Raw genomic sequence first — 25,472 nt, forward strand, 5'->3', positions numbered from 1 at the left:
ACAGATGTCCACTTCTGCCACAACACATAGTGAAAACCCGCTCCGGGACAGCCGCGACCGCCGGCTGTCCCGGGTTGCGGGCCCGTCGTCCCTGGTGCTCTTTGGAGTGACCGGGGACCTGGCGCGCAAGAAGCTCATGCCCGCCGTTTACGACTTGGCCAACCGCGGCCTGTTGCCCCCCAGTTTTGCGTTGGTGGGTTTCGGCCGCAGGGACTGGTCCGATGCGCAGTTTGCCGCAGAGGTCAAGGCCTCCGTGGAGGCACACTGCCGCACGCCCTTCGATGAGTCGGTCTGGAACCAGCTCTGTGAAGGCATCCGCTTTGTCCAGGGCGAGTTTGATGACCACGCTGCGTTTGAGCGGCTCAAGTCAACTCTCGCCGAGCTGGATGAGGGCCGCGGCACCCGCGGCAACCATGCCTTCTACCTGTCCATCCCGCCCAAGGCTTTTGAGTTGGTGTGCCGCCAGCTTTCCGAGCACGGGCTGGCACAGACGGAGGATGAGAGCTGGCGCCGCGTCGTCATTGAAAAGCCGTTTGGCCACAACCTTGAGTCGGCACGCGCCCTGAACGACATTGTGGAATCCGTGTTCCCTGCGGATGCCGTCTTTAGGATTGACCACTACCTCGGCAAGGAAACGGTCCAGAACATTCTGGCCCTGCGCTTTGCCAACCAGTTCTTTGAACCGCTGTGGAACGCCAATTATGTGGACCACGTGCAGATCACCATGGCAGAGGATATTGGCACGGGAGGACGTGCAGGCTATTACGACGGCGTGGGTGCTGCCCGCGACGTCCTACAAAACCACCTGCTCCAGCTGCTGGCACTGACGGCGATGGAGGAGCCCATTTCCTTCAACGCGGACCACCTGCGGGCCGAAAAGGAAAAGGTGCTGGCCGCCGTCAAGCTTCCCGAGGACCTCTCAACCCACTCGGCGCGCGGCCAATTTGCCGGCGGCTGGCAGGGCGGCGAGCAGGTCCAGGGCTACTTGGAGGAGGAGGGCATACCCGCCAACTCCACCACCGAAACTTATGCCGCCGTGCGCCTGGACATCCACACCCGGCGCTGGGCAGGGGTGCCGTTCTACCTGCGCGCCGGCAAGCGCCTGGGCCGGCGCGTCACCGAAATCGCGGTCGTGTTCAAGCGTGCACCCAACCTGCTGTTCACCGACCATGCCGAGGATGACTTTGGCCAAAACGCCGTCGTCATCCGCGTTCAGCCGGACGAGGGTGTCACCATCCGCTTCGGCTCCAAGGTGCCGGGCACGCAGATGGAAGTTCGCGACGTCACCATGGACTTTGGTTACGGGCACGCGTTCACCGAGTCCAGCCCCGAGGCGTATGAACGCCTCATCCTGGATGTGTTACTGGGCGAGCCGCCACTGTTCCCCCGGCATGAAGAAGTTGAGCTGTCCTGGAAGATCCTTGACCCGTTCGAGGAATTCTGGGCAGCCGAGGGCATTCAGCCCGAAAGCTATGAGCCGGGCAGCTGGGGACCAGCCTCAGCCGACGAGCTCCTGAAGCGAGATGGAAGGACGTGGCGGCGACCATGATCGTTGAACTGCCGGACACAACCACCTCCAAGATCACCAAGGAGATCGTCAAGCTGCGGGAACAGGGCGGCGTTGTCGCCCTCGGCCGTGTCCTGACCCTGGTGGTCATCACCCAGAGCGGGCTGGAAGAGGAAGCCATCAAGGCTGCCAACCTGGCCAGCCGCGAACACCCCTGCCGGATCATCGTCCTGGCCACGGGCTCACCCGACGAGGCCACCCGCCTGGACGGCCAGATCAGGGTGGGCGGGGACGCCGGAGCCTCCGAGGTCATCGTCCTGCGCGGCTACGGCGAGCTGGCCGTTGAAAACGAATCCATCGTTTCAGCGCTGCTCCTGCCGGACGCCCCCATCGTGGCTTGGTGGCCCAACGAGGCCCCGCAGGTGCCAAGCAAGTCACCTGTGGGCCGGATAGCGCACCGCCGGATCACGGACTCGGCCAATGCGGACGATCCCCGTGACGCGCTCAAGCACATTGCCCTGACGTATGCGGCGGGTGACACAGACCTGGCCTGGACGCGCCTGACCAACTGGCGCATCCAATTGGCCGCCGCACTGGACCAGTACGACGGCTCCGACCCCATCACCGGATTGTCGGTGGAGGGCGCCAGCGACTCCCCCAGCACCTTGTTGCTGGCGGCGTGGCTGCACCGGGCGCTGCAGGTTCCCATCACCGTCAGCGAGGATCCGCGCGGCACCGGCATCCGCCAGGTCATCATCAAGCGTTCCAAGGGAAATGTGGAACTGACCCGGCCAGGCACCCTCGAGGCGATCTTGAGCCAGCCCGGCCAACCACAGCAACAAGTCTCCCTGCCCAGGCGTTCGCTGCAGGACTGCCTGGCCGAGGAGCTGCGTCGACTTGATCCTGACGACGTGTTTGGCGAGGTCGTCACCGAAGGCTTGAAAGAGCTGTTGGCAGAAGAAGAGGTTGTTCAGCTATGAGTTCGAATGTCCGCGTCACACCGCACCCTTCCTTTGATGTGCTGGCTGCCACCACGGCTGCCCGGCTCATCACCCGTCTCCTCGACGTGCAAGGCGAACGCGGCGAGGCCACAGTCGTCTTGACCGGAGGCAGTGTCGGCATCGCCACCCTGGCAGCCATTGCCGAATCCCCCGCACGCCTTGCCGTCGACTGGAGCAAGGTCAACTTCTGGTTCGGCGATGACAGGTTCGTGGAGGCGGGCTCCCCCGACCGCAACTTCCGCCAGGCGTCCGAGGCTCTGCTGGACCACATCCCCGTGGATCCTGCACGCGTGCACGCCATGGCGCCCTCGGACAAGGTTGCCGACCTGGATGAGGCCACGGCGCAGTATGTTGCCGAACTTGCCGCAGCGGCCCGCACCGAGTGGGAGAACGACGACGAGTCCCCGGCCGAGCCGCCCGCCGTCCCCCGCTTCGACGTGCTGCTGCTGGGCCTTGGCCCGGACGCGCACATTGCCTCGCTGTTCCCCGAAATGGCCGGCATCCGCACGAAGGGCACCCCCGTGGTGGGTGTAAGGAACTCGCCCAAGCCGCCGCCGTCGCGTGTTTCCTTGACCCTGGAGGCCATCAACACGGCCCACGAAATCTGGATCGTCGCTGCCGGTGCCGACAAGGCCGCCGCGGTGGGCCTCGGCCTGGCAGGTGCCAGCGAAGTCCAGGTCCCCGCATCGGGTGCACTCGGTGTGAACAAAACCCTCTGGCTCCTCGACGAGGCGGCAGCGGCGAAGGTTCCAGCAGCACTCATGCGCCGCGACGTCTAAGTCGAGGTGTGAGATGACGCCCTGCCTCCTTCGTCGGAGCGGGCGTCATCTCACACCTCGACGGAGGGGGAAGTGAAAAGGGAAGGTCCCCACCAGCATCTGCCGGTGGGGACCTTCCCTTTTGTGCGTCTCTGGGCTAGACGCCGATGTTGCCGTAGGACATGATCAGGCCGAGACCAATGATGACCACGCCCCAGACAATACCCAGAACCACGGTAAAACGGTTCAGGTTGCGCTCGGCCACACCTGAGGAGCCGAGGTTGGAGCTCATGCCGCCGCCGAACATGTCGGAGAGACCGCCGCCGCGGCCCTTGTGCAGCAGAATCAACAAGGTCAGCAGCAAGCTGGTGACACCCAAAAGGATTTGCAGGGCGATTTGTAGAGCTTCCACGAAGGGGCCTTTCAGCATGGTGTTGAGGTAACGCAAGACTTTGGTGGTTGCACCGCAGTCAAGTCTAGCCGTGTCCACCCCAGATCCGTGAATAAACACGTTGTGAATGGATGCGGCTCATGACGGGTGGGACGTTATTTGGTTACCAGGTGGTTTTCAAAGCGGGCGATGCTGGCGAATTCGCCGGCGTCGAGGCTGGCGCCGCCGACCAGGACACCGTCCACGTCGCGCTCGGCCATGATCGAGCCAACGTTGTTGGCCTTGACGGAGCCGCCGTAGAGCAGGCGGGTCTTGGCCGCTGTGTCGGCGTCAAACAGTTCCACCAGTTCCGCGCGGATGGCGGCACACATTTCCTGTGCATCCTCCGGGCCGGCAACCTCGCCGGTGCCGATGGCCCAGACAGGTTCGTAGGCGATGACGAGCTTGGCTGCCTCTTCTGCGGACAAACCAGCAACACCGCCGCGGACCTGTGCGAGCGTGTGCTCAACATGGGTGCCTGCCTTGCGGATCTCGAGGCCTTCGCCTGCACAGAGTACGGGGGTGATCTCGTTGCGGAAGGCTGCCTTGACCTTGGCGTTGAGCAGTTCGTCGCCTTCACCATGGATTTCGCGGCGTTCGCTGTGGCCCACCAAAACGTAGGCGCAGCCAAGCTTGTTCAGGAATGCGCCGGAGATGTCACCGGTGTATGCGCCGGCATCCTGGTCGGACAGGTCCTGGCCGCCGTAGGCAAGCTTGAGCTTGTCACCCTGGACCAGGGTCTGCACGCCGCGCAGATCGGTGAAGGGAGGGAAGACTGCAACTTCCACCCGGGCAAAGTCATGGCGGGCATCGGAGAGTGTCCAGGCCAGCTTCTGCAGCAGGGTGATGCCCTGGACATGGTCCATGTTCATCTTCCAGTTGCCTGCAATCAGCGGTGTCCGGTCAAAATTGCCGTTCGTTGAAGTAGTCATCGCTTCTCTCGTTTCTTGCGTTACTTAGAGTAAAACTTGTTTCAAATAAGGCCGAAGGGCATTCGGCAAAAGGTGGTGGCGGGAAACCCCGCCACCACCTTCATGCACTTAGCGTTCCAGTGCGATCAAACCAGGCAGTTCCTTGCCCTCAAGGTATTCCAGGCTTGCGCCGCCGCCGGTGGAGATGTGCCCGAAGGCCTCATCGGCAAAACCCAGCGAGCGAACAGCGGAGGCGGAGTCGCCGCCGCCAACAACGGTGAAGCCGCCGTTGCTGGTGTTCTTGCTCAGGGCCCCGGCAACTGCGCGGGTTCCCTCGGCAAAGGCAGCAAACTCAAACACGCCCATGGGCCCGTTCCAGAAGACGGTCTTTGCCCCGGCAATGGCCGTGGCAAACGCCGCACCTGTCTCGGGGCCGATGTCCAGGCCAAGCCCGGCGGCACCGAAGGAGCTGTCCTCCATGGAGACGGCAGGCACAACCTCGTTGGCCGCATCGGCGGCAAATGCACCGGCAACCACAACGTCCGTCGGCAGCACGAACGTGGTTCCGGCGGCGGCCGCACGTGACAGGTAGTCCTGGACCACGGGGATCTGGTCTACCTCAAGGAGGGAGGCCCCCACCTTGTGGCCCTGGGCTGCCAGGAAGGTGAACAGCATGCCGCCGCCCACCAGGATGGAGTCAGCCTTGCCGATCAGGTTGTCGATGACCGCCAGCTTGTCGGACACCTTGGACCCGCCCAAAACAACCACATAGGGGCGTTCGGATTCGGTGGTGAGCTTACGCAGCACCTCCAACTCCGTTCGCACCAGGTCGCCCTGGTAGGACGGCAGTGCCTTGGCAATGTCGTAGACGCTGGCATGCTTGCGGTGCACAGCACCAAAAGCATCATCAACATAGGCACCGTTCTCTCCCGTCAACGCAGCCAGCTCGGCGGCAAATGCCGCGCGCTCGGCGTCGTCCTTGGAAGTTTCACGAGCATCAAAGCGGACGTTCTCCAGCACCAAAACGGAACCGTCAGCCAAAGCTGCAGCAGCAGCCTGTGCGCCGGGACCTGTGGTGTCAGCGGCCAGGGTGGCGTTGAGCTCCGGAGCAAGCTCGGCGAGCCGTGCCACGGCGGGAGCCAGAGAGTACTTGGCTTCCGGTGCACCCTTGGGACGGCCCAGGTGGGCGCTGACCAAAACCCGGGCACCGGCGTCGGCCAATGCCTTGATCACGGGAAGGGAAGCCTTGATGCGACCATCATCACTGACGTGAGAGCCGTCGAGCGGCACGTTCAAATCACTACGGATAAGAACGTACCGCCCGCGGACACCTTCATCGATGAGTTCGCTGAGGGTGTGCAGTGTCATGGATGTTCCTTAGAGCTTGGAAGCTACGAGCTCGGTCAGATCGACCAGGCGGTTGGAGTAGCCCCACTCGTTGTCGTACCAGGAGACAACCTTGACCTGGTTGCCGATGACCTTGGTCAGGCCCGAGTCGAAGATGGACGACGCCGGGTCGCCAACGATGTCCGAGGACACGATCGGGTCTTCGGTGTAGGTCAGGTAGCCGGCGAGCTTGCCTTCTGCAGCGGCAGCCTTGTAAGCGGCGTTGACTTCCTCAACGGTCACTTCGCGGCTGACGGTTGCGGTCAGGTCGGTGGCTGAACCTGTGGGGACGGGTACGCGGATGGCGTAGCCATCCAGCTTGCCCTTGAGCTCCGGCAGAACCAGGCCGATGGCCTTGGCGGCACCCGTGGAGGTCGGGATCATGTTCACGGCTGCTGCGCGTGCACGGCGGAGGTCGCTGTGCGGGCCATCCTGCAGGTTCTGATCGGCGGTGTAGGCGTGGATGGTGGTCATCAGGCCACGCTCCAAACCGAAGTTGTCGTTCAGGACCTTGGCCAGCGGGCCCAGGCAGTTGGTGGTGCATGATGCATTCGAGATGATGTGGTGTGCAGCGGAATCGTAAAGATCGTCGTTCACGCCCAAAACAATGGTGATGTCTTCATTGGACGCCGGAGCGGAGATGAGGACCTTCTTGGCGCCGGCATCGATGTGCTTCTGTGCGTCGGCAGCCTTGGTGAAGAAACCCGTGGACTCGATGACAATGTCAACGCCCAGTTCGCCCCAGGGAAGGTTTGCGGGATCGCGCTCAGCGAGCACGGTGATGGTCTTGCCGTCAACGACAAGGTGGCCGTCCACAACTGCAACGGAAACGGGCAGGCGACCGTTCACGGAGTCGTACTTGAGCAGGTGCGCCAAGGCCTCGGGGCTTGTGAGGTCGTTAACCGCCACAATCTCAATGTCTGCACCCTGGGCAAGGGCGGCGCGGAAGTAGTTGCGGCCGATGCGGCCGAACCCGTTGATACCAATACGAGTAGTCACTTGTTCTCTCCTTGGTGCTCTATTGAACACACGTAGACAGGTTGAAGTTCACCTTCAACCACTGTTTCCCGCACGCCGTTGGGCAGAGATTTTTTCTGGCGCTGCAAATAAACAGGCACCGTGATCCATATTACGTTCTATGGGGCCCGCTCCGTTAATCTTACGGAGCGGGCGTCCATATATTGGTCAAACAAACAGCCGAAGCTGCAGAGTTGCCCTACGGCAGGATCAGCGAGCTGGCGTTCTTCCGTGCAGCCTCGAAGCGCTTGGACACATCGGCCCAGTTGACGAGGTTCCAGAAGGCCTTGACATAGTCAGCCTTGACGTTGACGTAGTCCAGGTAGAAGGCGTGCTCCCACATGTCCAGCATGAGCAGCGGCGTGGTTGCCACGGGGACGTTGCCCTGCTGGTCGAAGAGCTGCTCGATGACCATGTTGCCACCCAGTCCCTCGAAGGACAGCAGTGCCCAGCCGGAGCCCTGGATGCCCATGGCTGCGGCCGTGAAGTGTGCACGGAACGCGTCAAAGGAGCCGAAGGCGTCGTCGATGGCTGCTGCCAACTCACCCTCGGGCTTGTCGCCGCCGTCCGGTGACATGTTGTTCCAGAAAATGGAGTGGTTGGTGTGTCCGCCAAGGTTGAAGGCCAGGTCCTTGGAGTACTTGGCAACGTTGGCGAAGTTGTTGCTGTCGCGGGCTTCGGCCAGCTGCTCGAGGGCCAGGTTGGCACCTGCAACGTACGCCGCGTGGTGCTTGCTGTGGTGCAGTTCCATGATGCGGGCGGAAATATTGGGCTCCAGAGCAGCATAGTCATAGCTGAGTTCTGGAAGTGTGTACTTAGTCACGGTTCCTCCATTGCGTTTATTCTCGGGTTGCCGGCCAAACAAGGCCGGGCAGCTGAACGGCCTTTTCAGGCCGGTCCACTTCTCTACTCTTCCATACTAGGCACGTTAGCCATCGAGCATGTCATAGGTGACATTCGACTCAGTGCCCGGGATGCCGAGATCCGTCGCCTTCTTGTCCGCCATGGCCAGCAGGCGGCGGATTCGCCCGGCGATGGCATCCTTCGTCAGCGGCGGGTCTGCCAGCCGTCCCAGCTCATCCAGGCTGGCCTGTTTGTGGGCCACGCGCAGGGCGCCGGCATACTGCAGGTGGTCGGGAACGTCGTCGCCCAATATTTCCAGGGCACGCTCCACCCGGGCACCTGCTGCGACGGCGGCCTGGGCTGAACGGCGCAGGTTGGCGTCGTCAAAGTTGGCCAGGCGATTCGCTGTGGCGCGCACTTCCTTGCGCATGCGCCGCTCCTCCCAGACGAGGAACGTGTCATGGGCGCCCATGCGCACCAGCAGTTCGGCAATGGTGTCGCCGTCTCGGATGACGACCCGGTCAACACCGCGCACGTCGCGGGCTTTCGCGGCAATGTCGAGGCGGCGGGCGGCGCCCACCAAGGCAAGTGCCGCTTCGGGGCCGGGGCAGGTGACCTCAAGGGCGGAGGAACGCCCGGGCTCCGTCAGGGAACCGTGGGCCAGGAAGGCCCCGCGCCAGACCGCCTCCGCATCCGCCGTCGAACCATTGACGACGGCGGACGGCAGCCCCCGCACGGGCCGTCCCCGACCGTCGAGCAAACCGCTTTGGCGGGCCAGCGCCTCACCGTCACGCACCACTCGCACCACGTAGCGGCTGCCGCGGCGCAGGCCGCCGCCGGAGACCACAACAATTTCGCTCTGGTGCCCGTACATTTCGGCAATTGCCAGGCGGAGGCGGCGGGCCGTGGCTGCCGTGTCCACTTCGGCTTCAATCACAATGCGCCCGGAGATGATGTGCAATCCACCGGCAAAGCGCAACAAGGCAGACACTTCCGCCTTGCGCACTGAGGATTTCTTAATCTCCAAGCGGGAGAGTTCCTCTTTTACCGCCGCTGTCAGCGCCATGGTTCAGCCTTCACTTTCACATACATCTAGTGGTCCCCAAAAATATCCCTGTACGACGCCGCCAGCCTCAACGGGTCGTGGATGGCGTTGCCTGCAGAACTTTCAACCATACCGAACACAACGTCGGCACCGAGCATGGCTGCCGCCTGCTTGAACTCGTCCACGTCCGCAATGGAGCGTGGATCGGCGAGCACCACATCAACCGAAAACTCCGGTGCGTAGCGGGAAATGACGTGCAGGTGGTCGGCTGCAGTCATGCCGGCCGCCTCGGCATCATTGACGTCGAGGTTCATGGTGAGCAGTCGCTTTGCCGTGGTTGTGCACAGTGCCTCACGCATTTGTGGCAGCAGTAGGTGCGGCAGCACTGACGTGTACCAGGAGCCTGGGCCCAACACCACCCAGTCGGCATTGTGGATGGCTTCAACAGCTTCAACACAGGCGGGTGCGTCCTGCGGAACAAGGCGTACATTGTCCACCTCGCCGGCCTTGGCCAGCAGGGACTGGCCGGTGATCAACGGTCCGGTGACACCGTTGTCCTTCACCCGGCCTTCAATGGTCAGCGGCACGCTGGCCATGGGAAGCACTTCGCCGCGGGCGCCCAGCAGGGCCCCCGCCCAGCGCAGGCCGGCCACCGGATCGCCCAACAGTTCCCACAGGGTGACGATGAGCAGGTTTCCCAGGGCATGGTTGTCGAGCGAGCCGCTGACACCTTCACGGGAGGTAAACCGGTGCTGCATGACATCGCGCCAGGTACGGCCCCAATCGGTGTCGTCACACAGGGCTGACAGGGCCATGCGCAGGTCGCCTGGGGGCAGCACACCCAACTCGTCGCGCAGGCGGCCGGAGGAGCCGCCGTCGTCTGCCACCGTCACGACCGCGGTGATGTTGCTCGTGACCAGGCGCAGCGCGGACAAGGATGCGGCAAGGCCGTGGCCACCACCCAAGGCGGCAACGCGAACGGCTGAATCCGGGCCCGGCAATTTTGCGGCCGATGGAATGATCGGCAGAATTCCCGTGTACACGGCTTACTCCCGGCCCAGGTCTCTGTGCCGGATGCTCGTAGTGACCCGCGGCAGCTGGCTCAGGCGCTTGGCCAGCTCAATGGCAACCGCCACGGAACGGTGCTTGCCGCCCGTGCAGCCGACGGCGATCGTGGCGTAGTGCTTGTTTTCGCGGCGGTAGCCGTCAAAGACCGGCTCCAGCATGTGTACGAAGCGGTCCACGAAATCGCTGGCGCCATTGTCGTTGAGCACAAAGTTGCTGACGGCCGCGTCTTGGCCCGTGAGCGGACGCAGCTGCGGGATCCAGTGCGGGTTGGGGATGAAGCGGACGTCGGCAACATAGTTGGCATCCACCGGGAGTCCATACTTGAAGCCGAAGCTCATGATGGTCAGTGTCAGGACAACAGGGCCCGATTCCGAGAACAGCTCCGTCACGGCCGAACCAAGCTGGTGGACGTTCAGGTCGGAGGTGTCAAGCACCATCTCCGCCTGGTCCTTCATTTCGGCCAGCAAAACGCGTTCGGCGGCGATGCCGTCCAGGATGCGGCCGTCCTGCTGTAGCGGGTGAGGGCGGCGGCCCTGCTCAAAGCGTCGCACCAGAGTGTCGTCGTTGGCGTCAAGGAACAGGACGCGATAGGCGACGCCGGCGGCGGAGAGTGCGTTCAGTGATTCCCGGATGTCGGCAAAGAGCGCCTTGCCGCGGACATCGACGACGACGGCCAGCTTGGGCAGCGCCCCCGGCATGCGTGAGACGAGCTCCGACAAGGTGCCGAGCATCTGCGGGGGCAGGTTTTCAATGACGTACCAGCCGTGGTCTTCAAGCGCGTTGGCGGCCGTGCTGCGGCCGGCGCCGGACATGCCGGTGACAACCAACAGTTCAGATTCGACAGGCTTGATAGGAGTCAGGTCCCCTTCGACGGTTGCGGCTGATTCTTGCTGTTCTGTCATTGCACTTCCCTGTCACTTGTCCACTTGCCTCTAATGCCTAAGCCTACTGGCAGGGGCCCCAAACGAGCGAAGCGAGTTGTGGGGTGGTCGGTGGGCGCTACTGGCAGGGGCCCCAAACGAGCGAAGCGAGTTGTGGGGTGGTCGGTGGGCGCTACTGGCAGGGGCCCCAAACGTGGGCCCACAGCCGCGAGGGGCCCGCCGCGAGTGTGCGAGCGGTGGGAAGCGAGCTGTGGGGTGGTCGGCGGGCGCTGGCGAGGGCCTGCACCACCGAGAGCTGGGCACGCAGCTTGGCCCCTCGCCCGCGTGTGACTTGCTCCCAAAGTACGACGGCGTGAGGTTCCCCGGGCGGCCATGGTGCCTGCCGCCGTCGTACTTTGGGAGACCCGGCGTGGAGGTGGCGATGTGGTGGGCCCCAGCCCGGTCCTGTGCCACGAGAACGGGGCCAACCTGCCACGGTGCGGCAGGGCGTCATCCCACATCTCGCGAGAATGGGTGCAAGCCGCAATCACCGCCGTCCATTTCGCCGAGAATGGGCCGGCCCCGCGAAACGACGTCAAAGTTACACCCATCTCGCGGGGTGGATACATCTTCGGCGAACCGGACGCGCGGCCGCGCAGCTTGGCCCCGTCCTCGCGCGCGATCCCTCGCCGCCGTGGCACTGCCGGGGCCCGCCCGTTTGTGTGAACCGGCCCGCCGGGCGGCACTAATCCAGGATCTCGCCCGTGGTCATGTTGACGGCCGGCGCGGCTGCGGCGTTTTCGCTGTCGTTGCTGAGCGTGGCATGGATGGTTCCGGCCAGCACCGGCCCGATGCCCTTGGCCTGGGACAGTTCCTCCAGCGAGGCGGCACGGATTTTCTTCAGCGACCCAAAGTGCGCCAGCAGCGTCTTCTGTTTCGCCGGGCCGAGCCCGGGGACGGTGTCGAGGATGGAGGCCGTCATGGCCTTGCCCCGTTTGGCCCGGTGGAAGGTGATGGCGAAGCGGTGGGCCTCGTCGCGGATGCGCTGCAGCAGGTACAGGCCCTCAGACGAGCGCGGCAGGATGACGGGGAAATCGCTCTCGGGCACCCAGACTTCCTCGAGCCGTTTGGCCAGGCCAATCACGGCCACGTCGCTGATGCCGAGGTCGGCGAGGGCACGCGAGGCGGCGTTAACCTGGGGCACGCCGCCGTCGACCACCACCAGATTGGGCGGGTAGGCGAACTTGCTGCGGACCGGCTCGGATGCCTCAGCACCCACCTCCCCCGTGGCCGGTGCGGACTGGGTGCGGGTTTCCTGTTCCGCCAGGTAGTTCTTGAAGCGGCGGCTGATGACGTCGTACATGGAAGCGGTGTCGTCAATGGCGGCGTCACCGGTGATGGAGAACTTCCGGTACTCGCCCTTCTTGGCCAGCCCGTCCTCGACAACAACCATGGATGCCACAACATTGGTGCCCTGCACATGGGAGATGTCGTAGCATTCGATGCGCAGCAGCGGCATGGGCAGGTCCAGGGCCTCCTGCAGCTCGGCGAGGGCCAGCGACCGGGTGGTCAGGTCCCCTGCCCGGCGGGACTTGTGGAGCATCATGGCCTGGCGGGCGTTCGCGTGGACGGTGTCCATGAGCGCAGCCTTTTCGCCGCGCTGCGGCACCTTGATGGACACCTTGCCCTGGCGCAGCCCGCCCAGCCATTCGGCCAGGTATTCGTGGTTGGTGGGCAGTTCGGGGACCAGGATCTGGCGCGGAATGCTGTCCTGCTGCGATTCCTCACCGCCGTAAGCCTGCTGCATGAGGTGTTCCCACAGCTCGGCGTCGGAGGCGTCCTCCACCTTTTCAACCACCCAGCCGCGCTGTCCCCTGATGCGTCCGCCGCGGACGAAAAACACCTGGACTGCCGCTTCGAGGTCGTCTTGTTCGACGGCGAAGATGTCGGCATTGGTGTCTTCCGTCAGCACCACGGCGTTGCGTTCAAAGACCTTGCGCAGTGCGATCACGTCATCACGCAGCCGGGCGGCCTGTTCATAGTCGAGCTCGGCCACCGCCTCACCCATCTGCTTTTCGAGGGTGCCGATGAAGCGTTTGGCCTCCCCGCCCATGAAGTCGCAAAAGTCCTGGGCGAGCGCCTTGTGGTCTTCCTCGCTGATCCGGCCCACACACGGCGCCGCACACTTGTCGATGTAGCCCAACAGGCAGGGCCGGCCGCTGCGTTCGGCCCTGCGCAGCACGCCGGGGCTGCAACTGCGCACGGGGAAGACCCGCAGCAGGGTGTCCATGGTTTCCCGGATCGCCCCGGCCGTGTATGGCCCAAAGTATTTGGTGCCCTTGCGCCGCTCGCCCCGCATGACCTGCACACGCGGGAACTTCTCACTCATCGACACGGCCAGGTACGGGTACGTCTTGTCGTCCCTGAACGCCAGGTTGTAGCGCGGGGCGAATTCCTTGATCCACGTGTACTCGAGCTGCAAAGCCTCCAACTCGCTGCCCACGATGGTCCACTGCACGCTGGCGGCGTGGTGGACCATGGCATGGGTTTTGGGCAGCAGCGTTTCAGGGTTCGCGAAATAAGAGTTCAGCCGGGAGCGCAGGTTCTTGGCCTTGCCCACGTAAATGATGCGCCCATGCTCGTCCCGGAAGCGGTAGACGCCCGGGTCGGTGGGAATTTCGCCCGGCTTCGGCCGGTAGCTGGAGGGGTCGGCCATGGTTATTCGGCGGCCGGACTTTGGTTGTATTTGGTGCTGCGTTCCTGTCCCGACAGCTCGGCGATGGCGTCCATGATGGTGTCGGTGGTGGCGCGCCTTGCCGGCAGGGAGTGATCGGGCCCGGTTTTGTCAAAGTACAGCGGCTTGCCAAAGCGCAGCGTGAACGGCGCCGGATGGAACGTTTTCTTGCCGGCGGGCTGCAGCTTTTCGGTGCCGATGACGCCCACGGGGACCACGGGGGCGCCGGTGGTCAGCGCCAGCCAGCCCACGCCGGTCCGCCCGCGGTACAGCACGCCGTCGCGCGAGCGGGTCCCTTCAGGATAAATGCCGACGCCTTCGCCGCGGCCCAGGATTTCCAGCAGCGTCTTCAGGGCCTGCACACTGGCAGCCTGTTCGCCGCGCTCCACGGGAATGGAGTGCACCGACTCGAAGAACGACTTCATCAGCTTGCCCTTGATGCCCTTGCCTGTGAAGTACTCGGCCTTGGCAAAAAAGGAGACCGGCCGCGGCGTCAGCGCCTGCACAATGACCGAGTCAAAGAAGGAGAGATGGTTCGGCGCCACAATGAACGGCCCGTCCTTGGGCACGTTCTCCAGGCCCTCAACGGTGGGCCGGCACAGGGCGCTGATGGTGCCCCGGGTCAGGACACGGGTCAGGTCATAGATCGCCACGGGTACCCTCCCCTGCTGCGGTCTGGGCGTTGAGCGTTGTGAAAAGTTCATCGGTTGAATGCACGACGGCGGTAACTCCTGCCGCTGCCAGCTCACCCTCGGCGGCAAAGCCCCACGAGACGCCAATGCAGTCGAGACCGTTATGGCTTGCGCCGTGCACGTCCTGGTGCCTGTCCCCCACCATGACGGCCTCAATTCGGGCGCCGGGAACCACGTGCAGGGCGGCGAGGGCCGAAGTTTCGGCCAGTGCGGCGGCGATGATTTCCATCTTGCCGGGCCGGTACTCGGGGTGTCCGGGGCTCAGGTTCTCGTCCGCATGGGAGCCCTTGATCGTGACGAAGTAGTCGTCCAGTCCGTGATGGGCCAGTAGTGTCTTGGCCAGCGGTTCGGGCTTCTGTGTGGCGACAGCGAGGTGGACGCCGTCGTCCTTTAATTGCGACAGCAAGCCATCGATGCCGGGGTAGACCACGGACATGGCCATGCCCTGCTCCGCGTACCACGAACGGTAGGCGGTGATGACGGCGTCGACCTTGTCGGCCGGCACCCCCAACATGTTGAGCAGGGCGTCGGCCAGCTTGGGGCCGATCACGGCGTTCAGCTCGTCGATGCCCGGCACCGGCAGGTCCATGGCGGCAAGGGCATATTGCAGGCCGCCGGTGATCCCTCCCGCCGGGTCCACGAGTGTTCCGTCAAGGTCAAAAAGGACCACAGAGGGCGGGCCGTCACGTCTTATGCCCGCAGGTGTGGCAGGGATTGCAGTACTCACGTCCCTAGTTTCTCACGACCCCGGCGTGCCGGCGGTCATCCATGCAGACACTGGCATATTTCAGAGAACTTCGCGGAGGAAGGTTGCCGTGTAGCTCTCAGTGTTCTTGGCCACCTTCTCCGGCGTGCCGGTGGCAACCACACGGCCGCCGCCCGTGCCGCCGTCGGGCCCCAGATCAACGATCCAGTCGGCGCTCTTGATGACGTCGAGGTTGTGTTCGATGACGATGACGGTGTTGCCCTTGTCCACGAGGCCCTGCAGCACGAGCAGCAGTTTGCGGATGTCCTCGAAGTGCAGGCCCGTGGTGGGCTCGTCGAGCACGTAGATGCTGCGCCCGTTGGAGCGTTTCTGCAGTTCCGCGGCCAGCTTGACGCGTTGCGCCTCGCCGCCGGAGAGGGTGGTGGAGGCTTGTCCGAGCCTGACATAACCAAGTCCGACGTCGACCAGCGTGCGCAGGTGCCGGGCGATGGGCGTGAAGGCGGCAAAGAAATCGGCTCCTTCCTCGATCGGCATGTTCAGCACGTCGGCGATGGACTTGCCCTTGTAGTGCACCTCAAGCGTTTCGCGGTTGTAGCGGGCGCCATGGCACACCTCGCAGGGCACGTACACGTCGGGCAGGAAGTTCATCTCAATCTTCAGCGTGCCGTCACCGGTGCACGCCTCGCAGCGCCCGCCCTTGACGTTGAAGGAGAAACGCCCGGGCTGGTAGCCGCGCATCTTTGACTCGTTCGTCTCGGCGAAGAGCTTGCGGATGTTGTCGAACACGCCCGTGTAGGTGGCCGGGTTGGATCGCGGGGTGCGGCCGATGGGGCTCTGGTCAACGTGGACCACCTTGTCGAGGTGTTCCAGCCCGTCGATGCGCAGGTGGCGCCCGGCCACCTGCTTGGCACCGTTGAGCTTGTTGGCCAGAACCTTGTACAGGATCTCGTTGACCAGGGTGGACTTGCCGGAGCCGCTCACACCGGTGACGGCCGTCAGCACACCCAGCGGGAACTTCACGTCAATCGTGTGAAGGTTGTTTTCGCGAGCCCCAACAACATTCAGCTCACGCTTTTTGTCGTACTTGCGGCGCTTGGCCGGCAGGGCGATGCTCTTGCGGCCTGAGAGGTAGTCACCTGTGAGCGACTCGGTATTGGCCAGCAGCCCTTCGAGGGAACCCGAGTGGACCACCTGGCCGCCGTGCTCGCCGGCGCCGGGGCCGACGTCAACGATCCAGTCGGCTTCCTTGATGGTGTCCTCGTCGTGCTCCACCACAATGAGCGTGTTGCCCAGGTCGCGCAGGCGGGTCAGGGTTTCAATCAGGCGGCGGTTGTCACGCTGGTGCAGGCCGATGGACGGCTCATCCAGGACGTAGAGCACGCCCACCAGGCCGGAACCGATCTGGGTTGCCAGGCGGATGCGCTGTGCCTCGCCGCCGGACAAGGTGGCCGAGGCGCGTTCCAGGTTCAGGTACTCCAGGCCCACGTCGAGCAGGAACTTCAGCCGGGCCTGGATTTCCTTCAGAACCTGGCTGGCGATCTGTGCCTCACGCCCGGTCAGGACCAGGTTGGTGAGGAAGTCAAAGCAGTCGCGCATGGACAGGGCACAGACCTCGGCAATGGACTTGCCGTTGATCAGCACCGACAGTGAGGCCGGGTTCAGGCGTGCACCGCCGCAGGACGGGCACGGGATCTGGCGCATGTATTCTTCATAGCGGTCGCGGGCCGAGTCAGACTCGGTTTCCATGTGCTTGCGCTGGATGTACTGGACGGCGCCTTCAAAGCCCGTGCTGTACTTGCGTTCACGGCCAAAACGGTTCTTGTACTGCACCACCACCTTGTGGTCCTTGCCGTACAGGATGGCAGTGCGCGCGTCGGTGTCGAGCTTGTTCCACGGTGTTTCCAGCTTGAAGTCCAGCTCCGCGGAGAGGCCCTCCAGGAGCCGGTTCCAGTACTCCGTGGTGGCGGTGCCCAGGGACCAGGGGGCGATGGCACCCTCACGCAGTGACAGGAACGGGTTGGGGACGACGAGTTCCTCATCGACTTCGAGCCTGGTGCCGATGCCGCTGCACGCGGTGCAGGCGCCGAACGGATTGTTGAACGAGAAGGAGCGCGGCTCAATCTCGTCAATGGCCAGGGGGTGTTCGTTGGGGCAGGCAAGGTTCTCGGAGAAGGACCGGATGCGACCGGCGTCGTCCGCCTCAAGGTCAACCAGTTCGGCCAGAACCCGGCCCTCAGCCAGGCCCAGTGCCGTTTCCACCGAGTCGGTGAGGCGTTGCTGAATGCCGTCCTTGACCACGAGCCGGTCAATGACCACCTCGATGGTGTGCTTGAACGTCTTCTTGAGTTTGGGTGGATCGCTGAGCTGGATTTGTTCGCCGTCGACCTTGGCCCGCGAATAACCCTTGGCGGTCAGCTCCCTGAACAGTTCAACAAACTCGCCCTTGCGGTCGCGCACCACCGGTGCCAGGATCTGGAAGCGGGTGCCTTCGGGCATCTCGAGCAGTTGGTCAACAATTTGTTGGGGCGTCTGCTGCGCAATGGGCTCCCCGCACACGGGGCAGTGCGCCGTGCCGACACGGGCCCACAACAGGCGCATGTAGTCATAAATTTCGGTGATGGTGCCCACCGTGGACCGTGGGTTCTTCGACGTGGACTTTTGGTCGATTGAGACGGCCGGTGAGAGGCCCTCGATGAAGTCCACATCGGGCTTGTCCACCTGGCCCAGGAACTGCCGGGCATACGCGGACAGCGACTCGACGTAGCGGCGCTGGCCCTCCGCAAAAATCGTGTCAAAGGCCAGCGATGACTTGCCCGAGCCGGACAATCCGGTGAACACGATCATGGCGTCACGGGGCAGGTCCAGGTCGACGTTGCGCAGGTTGTGCTCACGGGCACCCTTCACCACAAGCCGTGACAAGTCGGGGCGAACAACTTCAGTGGATACAGACTGGTTCAAAAGTTTCCTTCACATCACTGGCGCCACACCGCAGTCCGCGTGTGGTCGGCACGCCCGCCTGTCTGCCGTGCGTTGCCGTCAATCAAAAGTATAATCGAATCTTCGTTCGAACGCGCACTCCGCTTTTTGGGAGGGCGCGGCTATTGCCCGCGCTCCAGCGCCGCCGTGACGATGCGTAGCGCTTGGGCGTGCGGCACACCCAGATCACGCACGACGGCGGCAAAGGCCTCAGCAGCGTCGGCCACCTTCGCGGCAAGCCGGTCCCCGCCGGAGGCTATGGCGGTGCCGCTGCGGCCTGCCGTCACGACCACTCCGGCTTGTTCAAGTTCACGGTAGGCGCGGGCCACCGTGTTGGCTGCCACGCCCAGCTCGGTGGCGAGGGCGCGAACCGAGGGCAGCTTGGTGCCCACCGCAAGTTCGCCTGAGGCGGCAAGATCCAAAATTCGCAAGCGGACCTGTTCAAAGGGTGGCACGCTTGATTCCGGTTCCAAGCGCCAGCGGCGCTTCAACACATCCATGGAATTCATAGCTGACTGACTTCTTCCACCAAGGGGTCGCCAAATTGGCTCATATAAAGATCGTAGTAGAAACCCTTGCGCGCCAACAGTTCTTTGTGGCTGCCCTGTTCAATGATGCTGCCCTGGTCCATGACCAGGATCAAATCGGCGTCACGGATCGTGGAGAGCCGGTGGGCGATGACAAAGCTCGTCCGGTTGGCCCGCAACTTGTTCATGGCCTGGCGAATCATGACCTCGGTCCTGGTATCCACCGAACTGGTGGCCTCGTCCAGGATCAGGATGCCGGGGTTGGCGACCCAGGCCCTGGCAATTGTCATGAGCTGGCGCTGCCCCTGGCTCAGCCCGCCGCCGTCATCCGTCAGCACCGTCTCGTAGCCGTCGGGAAGTGAGCGGACAAAGTGGTCGACGTGGGTGGCCTCGGCTGCCTCGATAATTTGGGCCTCGGTGGCGTCCAGCTTGCCGTAGGCCAGGTTCTCCCTGATGGTGCCGCCAAACAGCCAGGCGTCCTGGAGCACCATGGCGAACTGGCTGCGCAGGTCCTCCCTGGTGAGGTGGGCTGTGTTGACGCCGTCGATCGTGATGGTGCCGCCGTCGATCTCGTAGAAGCGCATCAGCAGGTTCACCAGGGTGGTCTTGCCGGCTCCCGTGGGCCCCACGATCGCGACGGTCTCCCCCGGCTCGGCCGTGAAGGACAGGTCCTGGATGAGCGGGGTCTCGGGCGTGTAACCGAAGCTGACATGGTCAAAGACCACACGGCCGGCAGGCTCGGCCAAGACGGCCGCGGGGACATGATCGGGGCTCTGCTCGGGCGCGTCAATGAGGTCAAAAACGCGTTCCGCCGAGGCCACGCCCGACTGCAGCAGGTTGATCATGCTGGCAATCTGGGACAGCGGCTGGCTGAACTGGCGCGAGTACTGGATGAACGCCTGGACGCTGCCGATCGTGAGGACGCCCTGCGCCACCTGGATGCCGCCGAGCACGGCCACGACCACGTAGTTCAGGTTGGAGACAAAGTTGGTGCCTGGCATGATGATGCCGGAAATGAACTGGGCTTTGGCGCTCGAGGTGTACAGCTCATCGTTTGACTCGGCGAACTTGTCGATGGCCTGTTGCTGCTGGCCAAACGCCTTGATGATTTCGTGTCCCGTGAACATTTCCTCCACATGCCCGTTGAGTTCGCCGGTGCTCCTCCACTGGGCGGCAAATTGCACCTGGGAACGCTTGGCGATCATGACCGTCATGGCGGCAATAAGGGGAATGGTGAGCAGTGAGATGCCTGCCAGCAGCGGGGAGATCGAGAACATCATGCCGAGCACGCCGCCCACCGTCAGCACCGCAATAAGAATCTGCGTGAGTGTCTGGTTCAGGGTCTGGGAGAAGTTGTCGATGTCGTTGGTGACGCGCGAGAGCAGGTCTCCGCGGGATTCCTGCTGAAAATGGGCCATGGGCAGCCGGTCAAGCTTTTCCTCAATGTCGCGACGCAGCCGGTACATGGCCCGCTGCACAATGCCGGTGGTCATGTAGCCCTGGGACCAGTTGAAGAAGAATGCTGCCACGTACAGGCACAGCACAAGGGTCAGGACCCCACCCAGTGCGGCCAAATCCAGTCCCTGGCCTGGCACCACATTCATGCCGGAGAGCATGTCGGCCAGCTGACCCTGGCCACTGGCCCGCAGGGCGGCCACTGCCTGGTCCTTGGTGGTGCCGGCCGGAAACTGGGCCAGCATCTTGCCAACGACGCCGTTGAAAATGAGGTCGGTGGCGTGGCCGAGGATCTTGGGTGCAACAACCGTCAGGCCCACGGAGATGGTGGCCATGACGACGACTGCTGTGATGCGCCACTTGTCGGGGGCGATGAGCCCCAAGATGCGTTTCAGGCTTGGTCCGAAGGACATGGCTTTTTGCGGCGGCCCGCCGCGGCCCCTCATCATGCTCATGCCGGGTTCTCCTGGTCTTCGCCGCTGGGCGGTTCATCACTGCTCAGCTGGGAGGTAACAATTTCTTGGTACGTGGGGCAGCTCGCCAGCAACGCTTCGTGCGTGCCCTGACCCACTATGCGCCCCTCATCCAGGACAAGAATATTGTCGGCGTCCTTGATGGTGCCCACCCGCTGGGCCACGACAAGGACGGCGGCGTCCCGGGTGACGGGCTTCAGGGCCTCACGCAGTTTCGCGTCAGTGGCGTAGTCAAGGGCTGAAAAGCTGTCGTCAAACAAGTACACCGACGGCTTCGCGGCGATGGCCCGGGCGATGCACAGGCGCTGGCGTTGGCCGCCGGAAACATTTGAGCCGCCCTGCTCAATGGCTGCTGCCAGCCCGCCGGGCATATCACGCACAAAGGTGGCCGCCTGCGCTGTTTCCAGGGCTTCCCACACTTGTTCATCGGTGGCGGCCGGGTTGCCCATGCGGACGTTGCTGGCCACGGTGCCGGTAAAGAGGTACGCCTTTTGCGGGACCAGGCCGATGGAGCCGCGCAGGCCGGACAGGGCAAGGTTCTTGATGTTGTGCCCGCCCAACTCGATGGTGCCCTCGGTGGAGTCCAACAGCCGGGGTATGAGGTTGACGAGGGTTGACTTGCCACTGCCGGTGGAGCCGATGATCGCCGTCGTGCTTCCCGGGCCGGCGCTAAAGGTGACGCCGGACAGGACCGGGTCCTCGGCACCGGGATAGCTGAAGGCTGCGCCGCTGACCCGCAGGACGCCGTCGAGCTTGCCCACGGAGACCGCATTGGGTGCGTCAACCACACTGGCCTCGGTCTCCAGGACCTCGGTGATGCGTTCGGCGCTGACGGCGGCGCGCGGGATCATCATGAACATGAACATCGCCATCATGACTGACATCAGGATTTGCATGATGTAGCTCAGGAACGCTGTGAGCGCGCCGATCTGCATGTCGCCGGCGTCGATGCGCTGGCCGCCAAACCAGAGCACGCCAACGCTGGTCACATTGACCACGAAGAAGATGGTGGGGAACATGAGTGACATGAGCCGCCCGGCCCGCAACTGGGAAGCGGTCAAGGCGCCGTTGGCGGTGGCGAAGCGGTCTGCCTCGTAGTCCTTGCGGCCAAAGGCGCGGATGACGCTGATGCCGGTGATTTGCTCGCGCAGCACGCCGTTGATGTCGTCGAGCTGGTGCTGGACTTTGCGGAACGTGGGGACCAGGACTCGCACAATCAGGCCAATCGCAACGATGAGGACGGGCAGGATCACGAGCAGCAGGCCGGAGAGCGGGACGTCCTGGGCCATGGCCAAAATGATGCCGCCAATGCACATGATCGGGGCCATGACCATCAACGTGAAGGACATCAGGGTCAGCATCTGCACCTGCTGGACGTCGTTGGTGGTGCGGGTGATCAGCGACGGCGCACCGATGGTGCCGACCTCCTGGGAGGAGAAGGTCTCCACTTTGTTGAACAGGTCGCGGCGGATCGACCGGCCCACACCCATGGCCAGCCGGGCGCTAAGGAAGGTGGCCGTGATGGCGCACAACACCTGTCCGGCCGTGATGAGCAGCATCCACAGGCCAAGGTTCATGATGACGTCGATCCGGCCCTTGACGACGCCGTCATCGATGATGTCGGCGTTGAGCGTTGGCAGGTACAGCGACGCAATCGTGGAGAGGAATTGCAGCACAATCACGGCAATCAGGGGTGCCTTGTGCGGCGCCAGATTGCGGGCGATCAGTTTAAACAGCACACAGCCTCCTGTTGTTGCCCGAAACAATTAGTTTGTTCAGCTATCAAGGTACCCCCGCCGGCCCTATTTTGGCAGCGTTGGCGCCTGTGGATTTACTAAGTCGCCGGGTGGCCGGGCGGGTCTGTGCAGCGGTTGTCCACCCCGGGCAGTGAACGGACCCGCCCCGACTTGTGCTGCTGGATTGGCCTGTCGAAATGCGGCGAGAATGGGCCCGGACCACTCTCGCTGGGGCGGTTATGGCAGCCCACTATTACGTTTACGGAATAAGGAGGGCAGTATTACGAAAAGGTAATAAGCACCGGTCTACTACGAAAAGGTAATTTGGAGACCATGCAGGGCACCATGAAAATCCCTTCCGATCTCGGGTTGATGGTGATGGCTGTGCGCAAACGCCACAACCTCGCCCAGGTTGAACTGGCCCAGCGGCTGGGCGTCAGCCAGCGCTACCTCTCCGAACTTGAAACCGGCCGGCCCAAGGTTCTCAACGCCAAGCTCCTCCAGTTATTGACCGATCTGGGCATCGAACTCAGCTTTCGGGAAGTGGGCTGACAATGGCCGGGCATCTTCCCGTTTACATGTACGGCACACTCATGGGGAAGCTGCGGAAGGGCCAGGGCCGTGACGTTGTTTTTGAATCGGGGACTGAAGGAACACCCGGTTTGGGATCGCGTCCACCGTGCTTTACATCAGCCTGCCGCTGGGGCCGAGGCACTCCACTGCAGCAGACGCGTCGGCGTTCTTTGGCGGACTGCTCCCCGAGGGCCGTGCCCTGGTTAATCTGGCGGCGCAGGCCCGGTGTGGAACGGCCGACCTCTACGAAATGCTCGAGTATGCCGGCATGGATGTTGCCGGAGCCCTCCAGGTGGGCAGCAAGGCGGGCTCCGATGCGGGCAGTGGTTTGACGCGGTGGACGGCGCACCCACCACGCACATCCTCAAGCCGCTCCCGCAAGAATTTGCTGCCATGCTCCATGCTGAAGCATATTGCCTGGAAATTGGCCGCCGCTGCGGGCTGACAACCTTTGCCAGCGACGTGCGTTATTTCGACGGCAGCCCGGCGTTGGTCATTGAACGCTACGACCGATCTGTCGACGCGGCCGGAACGGTCCACCGGATCCACCAAGAGGATGCTGCCCAGGCGCTGGGTCTGCCGTGGGGCGGTGACGCCAAGTACGAATCCTTTCCACCATTCCGGGCCACCCTTGCGAACATTGCCGGACTGCTCCGCAGACGTCGGACAGTCCTTGGGGGCGGGGAGGATGATCGGGAGCGGTTGCTGGCGTTCATGGCATTGCATGTGGCTGTCGGTAACACGGATGCCCACGCAAAGAACTTTTCGCTGCTGCACCTCCCGAACGGGCAGATTGAACTGGCACCGCTGTACGACGTTCTCCCCCAGGTCCTCACCCCGGACGGACGGCAGAACCTTGCCATAGGTGTCAATGGGGTGCGCTTCCGGCCGTCCGTGACCATGGCGGACCTCGCGGCGGAGGGACAGTCGTGGGGGCTCCCCCAGGACCGGGCCGATGCCGTCCTGAAGGACACCTTGGAACAAGTCCGCTACGCCATCGAGGAAATTGACACCGCCGGGGTGGCTGCCAATGCGCCCCCCCTGCTGGTAGCCAATCAGGCCAGAAACCTGCTCAACGGGAAAGCCGCAGCAGTCTCCAGCGGCGGCCCTGTGGCGCTGGAGCACGGGCAACCCGTATCGGCGATGCCGCGGAACCACGCTCCACGTGCCGGCCAGAATCAGCCGTAGAGCTCGAAGGCCACGCTGCCGCCGTCCGTGACCATTTCCGTTTGCTTCCGGGCCTGCTCCGCCACGGGCTCATCGCTGAGGGCCCGGAGATATTCCTTGTGTTCCGCCAAGGAGGCAACGGCCTGCTCGATGCTGGTCGGGGACACTGTCTGGGTGTGGGTGGGCTGCGGGGACATGACAGCCACCCATCGGGTCTTGTGCCGCGGCAGCCCTTCTTCCAAGAGCAGTTCGGGGAAGATCCATTCGTTGTCGGCGTCGCCCACGGCGTCGAGCACGGCCCGGCCCACCGCCCTGTGGTCGGCGGAGTTCCAGCGCCCCGGCCCCCACTCGTCCCGGTGGTTCAGCGTCAGGACCAGATCCGGTTTCACGCGGCGGATCTCCCGGGCAAAGTCGCGCCGCAGGGACAAACTCTCCGCAATGCGCCCATCCGGGTGGTCCAGGAACACCAAGTCCGTGACGCCCACACGGGCACAGGCGTCACGCTGCTCCTGCGACCGCAAAGGAGCGGATTCCGCCGGCGCCAACCCCGCAATCCCGGCCTCGCCCCGTGTGGCCAGCACATAGCTGACCTCCTTCCCCGCCGCGAGCCATTCCGCAACGGCAGCAGCCATGCCGTACTCGGGGTCGTCCGGGTGCGCCACCAAAACGAGCGCTCGTTGCCAGTCCTGCGGAAATTCCTGAAGCTCACTCATTGTTTTTCTCCCACCATAAAAATGCGTCGAAATTCAAAGATGGTGCCAAAGTCGCCCCGCGGATAGGCCTCCGCCAGCAGGGCCGAATACTCGCGTTCAAACTCTGCACTCCCGCCGCCCAGCGCGGCAAGGACGGGACGCAACCCCGTTCCCCGCACCCATTCCAACACCGGGTTCTCCCCCGGCAGCAGCTGGCTGTACGTGGTTTCCCACACATCCACCTGTGCCCCGCCGCGTAGGAACAGCTCGTGGTAATCGGCCGGCTCCCCCACCGCGTCATCATGGCGTAGCACCCCGTCCAGCAGCTGGCGCCACCGGGTGCTCTCGGCCAGTTCGCGCATCAAGACGTGCGACGGCGCCCCAAAGTTCCCCGGCACCTGCACTCCCAGCCACGCACCAGGGCGCAGCGCCGCCAACCAGGCGGCCATGAGTTCGCGATGGCCCGGCACCCATTGCAGCGCTGCGTTGGAGATGACCACATCGGTATCGGGCGCGGGCACCCAGGCCGCAATGTCGGCCAGCGCAAAGGCCAGCCCCGGCGGCTGGTGCGGTGCGGCAACCGCGAGAGGTCCGGCGTCGTGCGTCTCGGCGTCGTGCGTCTTGGAAGAGTGCGGCGGCGGAGAGGAAAGCCGGGCAGCCTCGGCGACCATGGCCGCCGAACTGTCGATCCCGAGCACCGCAGCGGAGGGCCACCTGGCAGCCAGCGTGGCCGTGAGGTTGCCCGGCCCGCAGCCCAGGTCCACCACGGTGCGGGGCGCGGCGGCACCGATGCGGGACGTCAGGTCGAAGAACGGCCGGTTGCGGAAATCACCGAATTGAACGTACTTGGCCGGTTCCCAGAGAAATGCTTGATCACCCATGGCGTTATCCTGCCACACACCGTTCCTCAACCAC

23 protein-coding genes are annotated in these 25,472 nt (G+C 63.8%); 6 read left to right on the plus strand and 17 right to left on the minus strand.

Features of this window, described 5'->3' with window-relative positions; genetic code table 11:
• The first annotated feature begins 4 nt into the window (after nucleotides 1–4).
• Genes zwf through pgl form a run of 3 tightly spaced genes read left to right on the plus strand, consistent with a single transcriptional unit; the run spans nucleotide 5 to nucleotide 3,287 of the window.
• Nucleotides 5–1,549, plus strand: coding sequence for a glucose-6-phosphate dehydrogenase (gene zwf, locus art_RS03405; protein WP_038462501.1), 1,545 nt, complete (start codon nucleotides 5–7; stop codon nucleotides 1,547–1,549).
• The gene (locus tag art_RS03410; protein ID WP_038468505.1) at nucleotides 1,546–2,487 is read left to right on the plus strand and encodes a glucose-6-phosphate dehydrogenase assembly protein OpcA; all 942 of its coding nucleotides are present in this window, start codon (nucleotides 1,546–1,548) and stop codon (nucleotides 2,485–2,487) included. Before zwf ends, art_RS03410 begins: the two co-directional genes overlap by 4 nt.
• Nucleotides 2,484–3,287, plus strand: coding sequence for a 6-phosphogluconolactonase (pgl, locus tag art_RS03415; RefSeq protein WP_038462502.1), 804 nt, complete (start codon nucleotides 2,484–2,486; stop codon nucleotides 3,285–3,287). Before art_RS03410 ends, pgl begins: the two co-directional genes overlap by 4 nt.
• A gap of 136 nt (nucleotides 3,288–3,423) precedes the next feature.
• On the opposite strand, the gene secG is transcribed toward pgl, so the two are convergent.
• The 15 genes from secG to art_RS03490 form a co-directional block, all read right to left on the minus strand.
• A complete protein-coding gene (gene secG / locus art_RS03420; protein WP_038468508.1) occupies nucleotides 3,424–3,678 on the minus strand; it encodes a preprotein translocase subunit SecG in 255 nt (84 codons plus the stop codon).
• A 134-nt stretch (nucleotides 3,679–3,812) separates the two neighbouring features.
• Complete coding sequence (gene tpiA / locus art_RS03425) at nucleotides 3,813–4,628, minus strand: triose-phosphate isomerase (RefSeq protein WP_038462503.1); 816 nt, start codon at nucleotides 4,626–4,628, stop codon at nucleotides 3,813–3,815.
• A 108-nt stretch (nucleotides 4,629–4,736) separates the two neighbouring features.
• Complete coding sequence (gene pgk, locus art_RS03430; RefSeq protein WP_038462504.1) at nucleotides 4,737–5,975, minus strand: phosphoglycerate kinase; 1,239 nt, start codon at nucleotides 5,973–5,975, stop codon at nucleotides 4,737–4,739.
• A gap of 9 nt (nucleotides 5,976–5,984) precedes the next feature.
• Nucleotides 5,985–6,992: a type I glyceraldehyde-3-phosphate dehydrogenase gene (gap, locus tag art_RS03435; protein WP_038462505.1), complete on the minus strand. Its 1,008-nt coding sequence runs from the start codon at nucleotides 6,990–6,992 to the stop codon at nucleotides 5,985–5,987.
• A 217-nt stretch (nucleotides 6,993–7,209) separates the two neighbouring features.
• Nucleotides 7,210–7,833, minus strand: coding sequence for a superoxide dismutase (locus art_RS03440; RefSeq protein WP_038462506.1), 624 nt, complete (start codon nucleotides 7,831–7,833; stop codon nucleotides 7,210–7,212).
• Between the two features lie 105 nt (nucleotides 7,834–7,938).
• Complete coding sequence (gene whiA, locus art_RS03445; protein ID WP_038462507.1) at nucleotides 7,939–8,919, minus strand: DNA-binding protein WhiA; 981 nt, start codon at nucleotides 8,917–8,919, stop codon at nucleotides 7,939–7,941.
• A 26-nt stretch (nucleotides 8,920–8,945) separates the two neighbouring features.
• Nucleotides 8,946–9,926 (minus strand): uridine diphosphate-N-acetylglucosamine-binding protein YvcK, encoded by a 981-nt coding sequence (gene yvcK, locus art_RS03450; RefSeq protein WP_253901572.1) that lies wholly within the window; start codon nucleotides 9,924–9,926, stop codon nucleotides 8,946–8,948.
• 18 nt (nucleotides 9,927–9,944) lie between these two features.
• Entirely contained in the window at nucleotides 9,945–10,868 is a 924-nt protein-coding gene (gene rapZ, locus art_RS03455; protein ID WP_038462509.1) for an RNase adapter RapZ, read from the minus strand.
• A 703-nt stretch (nucleotides 10,869–11,571) separates the two neighbouring features.
• Entirely contained in the window at nucleotides 11,572–13,542 is a 1,971-nt protein-coding gene (gene uvrC / locus art_RS03460) for an excinuclease ABC subunit UvrC (protein ID WP_038462510.1), read from the minus strand.
• A 2-nt stretch (nucleotides 13,543–13,544) separates the two neighbouring features.
• The gene (locus art_RS03465; protein WP_038462511.1) at nucleotides 13,545–14,213 is read right to left on the minus strand and encodes a 1-acyl-sn-glycerol-3-phosphate acyltransferase; all 669 of its coding nucleotides are present in this window, start codon (nucleotides 14,211–14,213) and stop codon (nucleotides 13,545–13,547) included.
• A complete protein-coding gene (locus art_RS03470) occupies nucleotides 14,200–14,979 on the minus strand; it encodes an HAD hydrolase-like protein (protein ID WP_253901459.1) in 780 nt (259 codons plus the stop codon). The genes art_RS03465 and art_RS03470 overlap by 14 nt, the downstream gene beginning before the upstream one ends.
• Before the next feature lie 60 nt (nucleotides 14,980–15,039).
• Nucleotides 15,040–17,916 (minus strand): excinuclease ABC subunit UvrA, encoded by a 2,877-nt coding sequence (uvrA, locus tag art_RS03475; protein WP_038462513.1) that lies wholly within the window; start codon nucleotides 17,914–17,916, stop codon nucleotides 15,040–15,042.
• Between the two features lie 140 nt (nucleotides 17,917–18,056).
• Nucleotides 18,057–18,443, minus strand: a complete 387-nt coding sequence (locus art_RS03480) for a GntR family transcriptional regulator (protein WP_253901460.1) — start codon at nucleotides 18,441–18,443, stop codon at nucleotides 18,057–18,059.
• Nucleotides 18,440–20,371, minus strand: coding sequence for an ABC transporter ATP-binding protein (locus art_RS03485; protein WP_038462514.1), 1,932 nt, complete (start codon nucleotides 20,369–20,371; stop codon nucleotides 18,440–18,442). Before art_RS03485 ends, art_RS03480 begins: the two co-directional genes overlap by 4 nt.
• Nucleotides 20,368–22,128 (minus strand): ABC transporter ATP-binding protein, encoded by a 1,761-nt coding sequence (locus art_RS03490; protein ID WP_038462515.1) that lies wholly within the window; start codon nucleotides 22,126–22,128, stop codon nucleotides 20,368–20,370. The genes art_RS03485 and art_RS03490 overlap by 4 nt, the downstream gene beginning before the upstream one ends.
• Before the next feature lie 330 nt (nucleotides 22,129–22,458).
• On the opposite strand from art_RS03490, the gene art_RS03495 reads away from it, so the two are divergent.
• The 3 genes from art_RS03495 (at nucleotide 22,459) to art_RS03500 (ending at nucleotide 23,886) form a co-directional block, all read left to right on the plus strand.
• A complete protein-coding gene (locus art_RS03495) occupies nucleotides 22,459–22,677 on the plus strand; it encodes a helix-turn-helix domain-containing protein (protein WP_038462516.1) in 219 nt (72 codons plus the stop codon).
• A gap of 127 nt (nucleotides 22,678–22,804) precedes the next feature.
• Nucleotides 22,805–23,143, plus strand: a complete 339-nt coding sequence (locus tag art_RS20785; RefSeq protein WP_052135955.1) for a HipA N-terminal domain-containing protein — start codon at nucleotides 22,805–22,807, stop codon at nucleotides 23,141–23,143.
• On the plus strand, nucleotides 23,092–23,886 hold the full coding sequence (locus art_RS03500; protein WP_052135956.1) for a HipA domain-containing protein: 795 nt from the start codon (nucleotides 23,092–23,094) through the stop codon (nucleotides 23,884–23,886). The genes art_RS20785 and art_RS03500 overlap by 52 nt, the downstream gene beginning before the upstream one ends.
• Here art_RS03500 and art_RS03505 read toward each other — a convergent pair.
• On the minus strand, nucleotides 23,877–24,578 hold the full coding sequence (locus art_RS03505) for a PIG-L deacetylase family protein (RefSeq protein WP_038462517.1): 702 nt from the start codon (nucleotides 24,576–24,578) through the stop codon (nucleotides 23,877–23,879). The genes art_RS03500 and art_RS03505 overlap by 10 nt on opposite strands.
• The gene (locus tag art_RS03510; RefSeq protein WP_038462518.1) at nucleotides 24,575–25,438 is read right to left on the minus strand and encodes a trans-aconitate 2-methyltransferase; all 864 of its coding nucleotides are present in this window, start codon (nucleotides 25,436–25,438) and stop codon (nucleotides 24,575–24,577) included. Before art_RS03510 ends, art_RS03505 begins: the two co-directional genes overlap by 4 nt.
• Nucleotides 25,439–25,472 lie beyond the last annotated feature (34 nt).

Source organism: Arthrobacter sp. PAMC 25486, assembly GCF_000785535.1.
GTDB lineage: Bacteria > Actinomycetota > Actinomycetes > Actinomycetales > Micrococcaceae > Specibacter.

Bases quoted from the DNA above. Each gene is read 5' to 3' on its own strand.
- zwf (WP_038462501.1), top strand. From the start codon at position 5: ATGTCCACTTCTGCCACAACACATAGTGAAAACCCGCTCCGGGACAGC.
- art_RS03410 (WP_038468505.1), top strand. From the start codon at position 1,546: ATGATCGTTGAACTGCCGGACACAACCACCTCCAAGATCACCAAGGAG.
- pgl (WP_038462502.1), top strand. From the start codon at position 2,484: ATGAGTTCGAATGTCCGCGTCACACCGCACCCTTCCTTTGATGTGCTG.
- tpiA (WP_038462503.1), bottom strand. From the start codon at position 4,628: ATGACTACTTCAACGAACGGCAATTTTGACCGGACACCGCTGATTGCA.
- pgk (WP_038462504.1), bottom strand. From the start codon at position 5,975: ATGACACTGCACACCCTCAGCGAACTCATCGATGAAGGTGTCCGCGGG.
- whiA (WP_038462507.1), bottom strand. From the start codon at position 8,919: ATGGCGCTGACAGCGGCGGTAAAAGAGGAACTCTCCCGCTTGGAGATT.
- rapZ (WP_038462509.1), bottom strand. From the start codon at position 10,868: ATGACAGAACAGCAAGAATCAGCCGCAACCGTCGAAGGGGACCTGACT.
- uvrC (WP_038462510.1), bottom strand. From the start codon at position 13,542: ATGGCCGACCCCTCCAGCTACCGGCCGAAGCCGGGCGAAATTCCCACC.
- art_RS03480 (WP_253901460.1), bottom strand. From the start codon at position 18,443: ATGAATTCCATGGATGTGTTGAAGCGCCGCTGGCGCTTGGAACCGGAA.
- art_RS03485 (WP_038462514.1), bottom strand. From the start codon at position 20,371: ATGAGCATGATGAGGGGCCGCGGCGGGCCGCCGCAAAAAGCCATGTCC.
- art_RS03495 (WP_038462516.1), top strand. From the start codon at position 22,459: ATGCAGGGCACCATGAAAATCCCTTCCGATCTCGGGTTGATGGTGATG.
- art_RS03500 (WP_052135956.1), top strand. From the start codon at position 23,092: ATGCTCCATGCTGAAGCATATTGCCTGGAAATTGGCCGCCGCTGCGGG.
- art_RS03505 (WP_038462517.1), bottom strand. From the start codon at position 24,578: ATGAGTGAGCTTCAGGAATTTCCGCAGGACTGGCAACGAGCGCTCGTT.
- art_RS03510 (WP_038462518.1), bottom strand. From the start codon at position 25,438: ATGGGTGATCAAGCATTTCTCTGGGAACCGGCCAAGTACGTTCAATTC.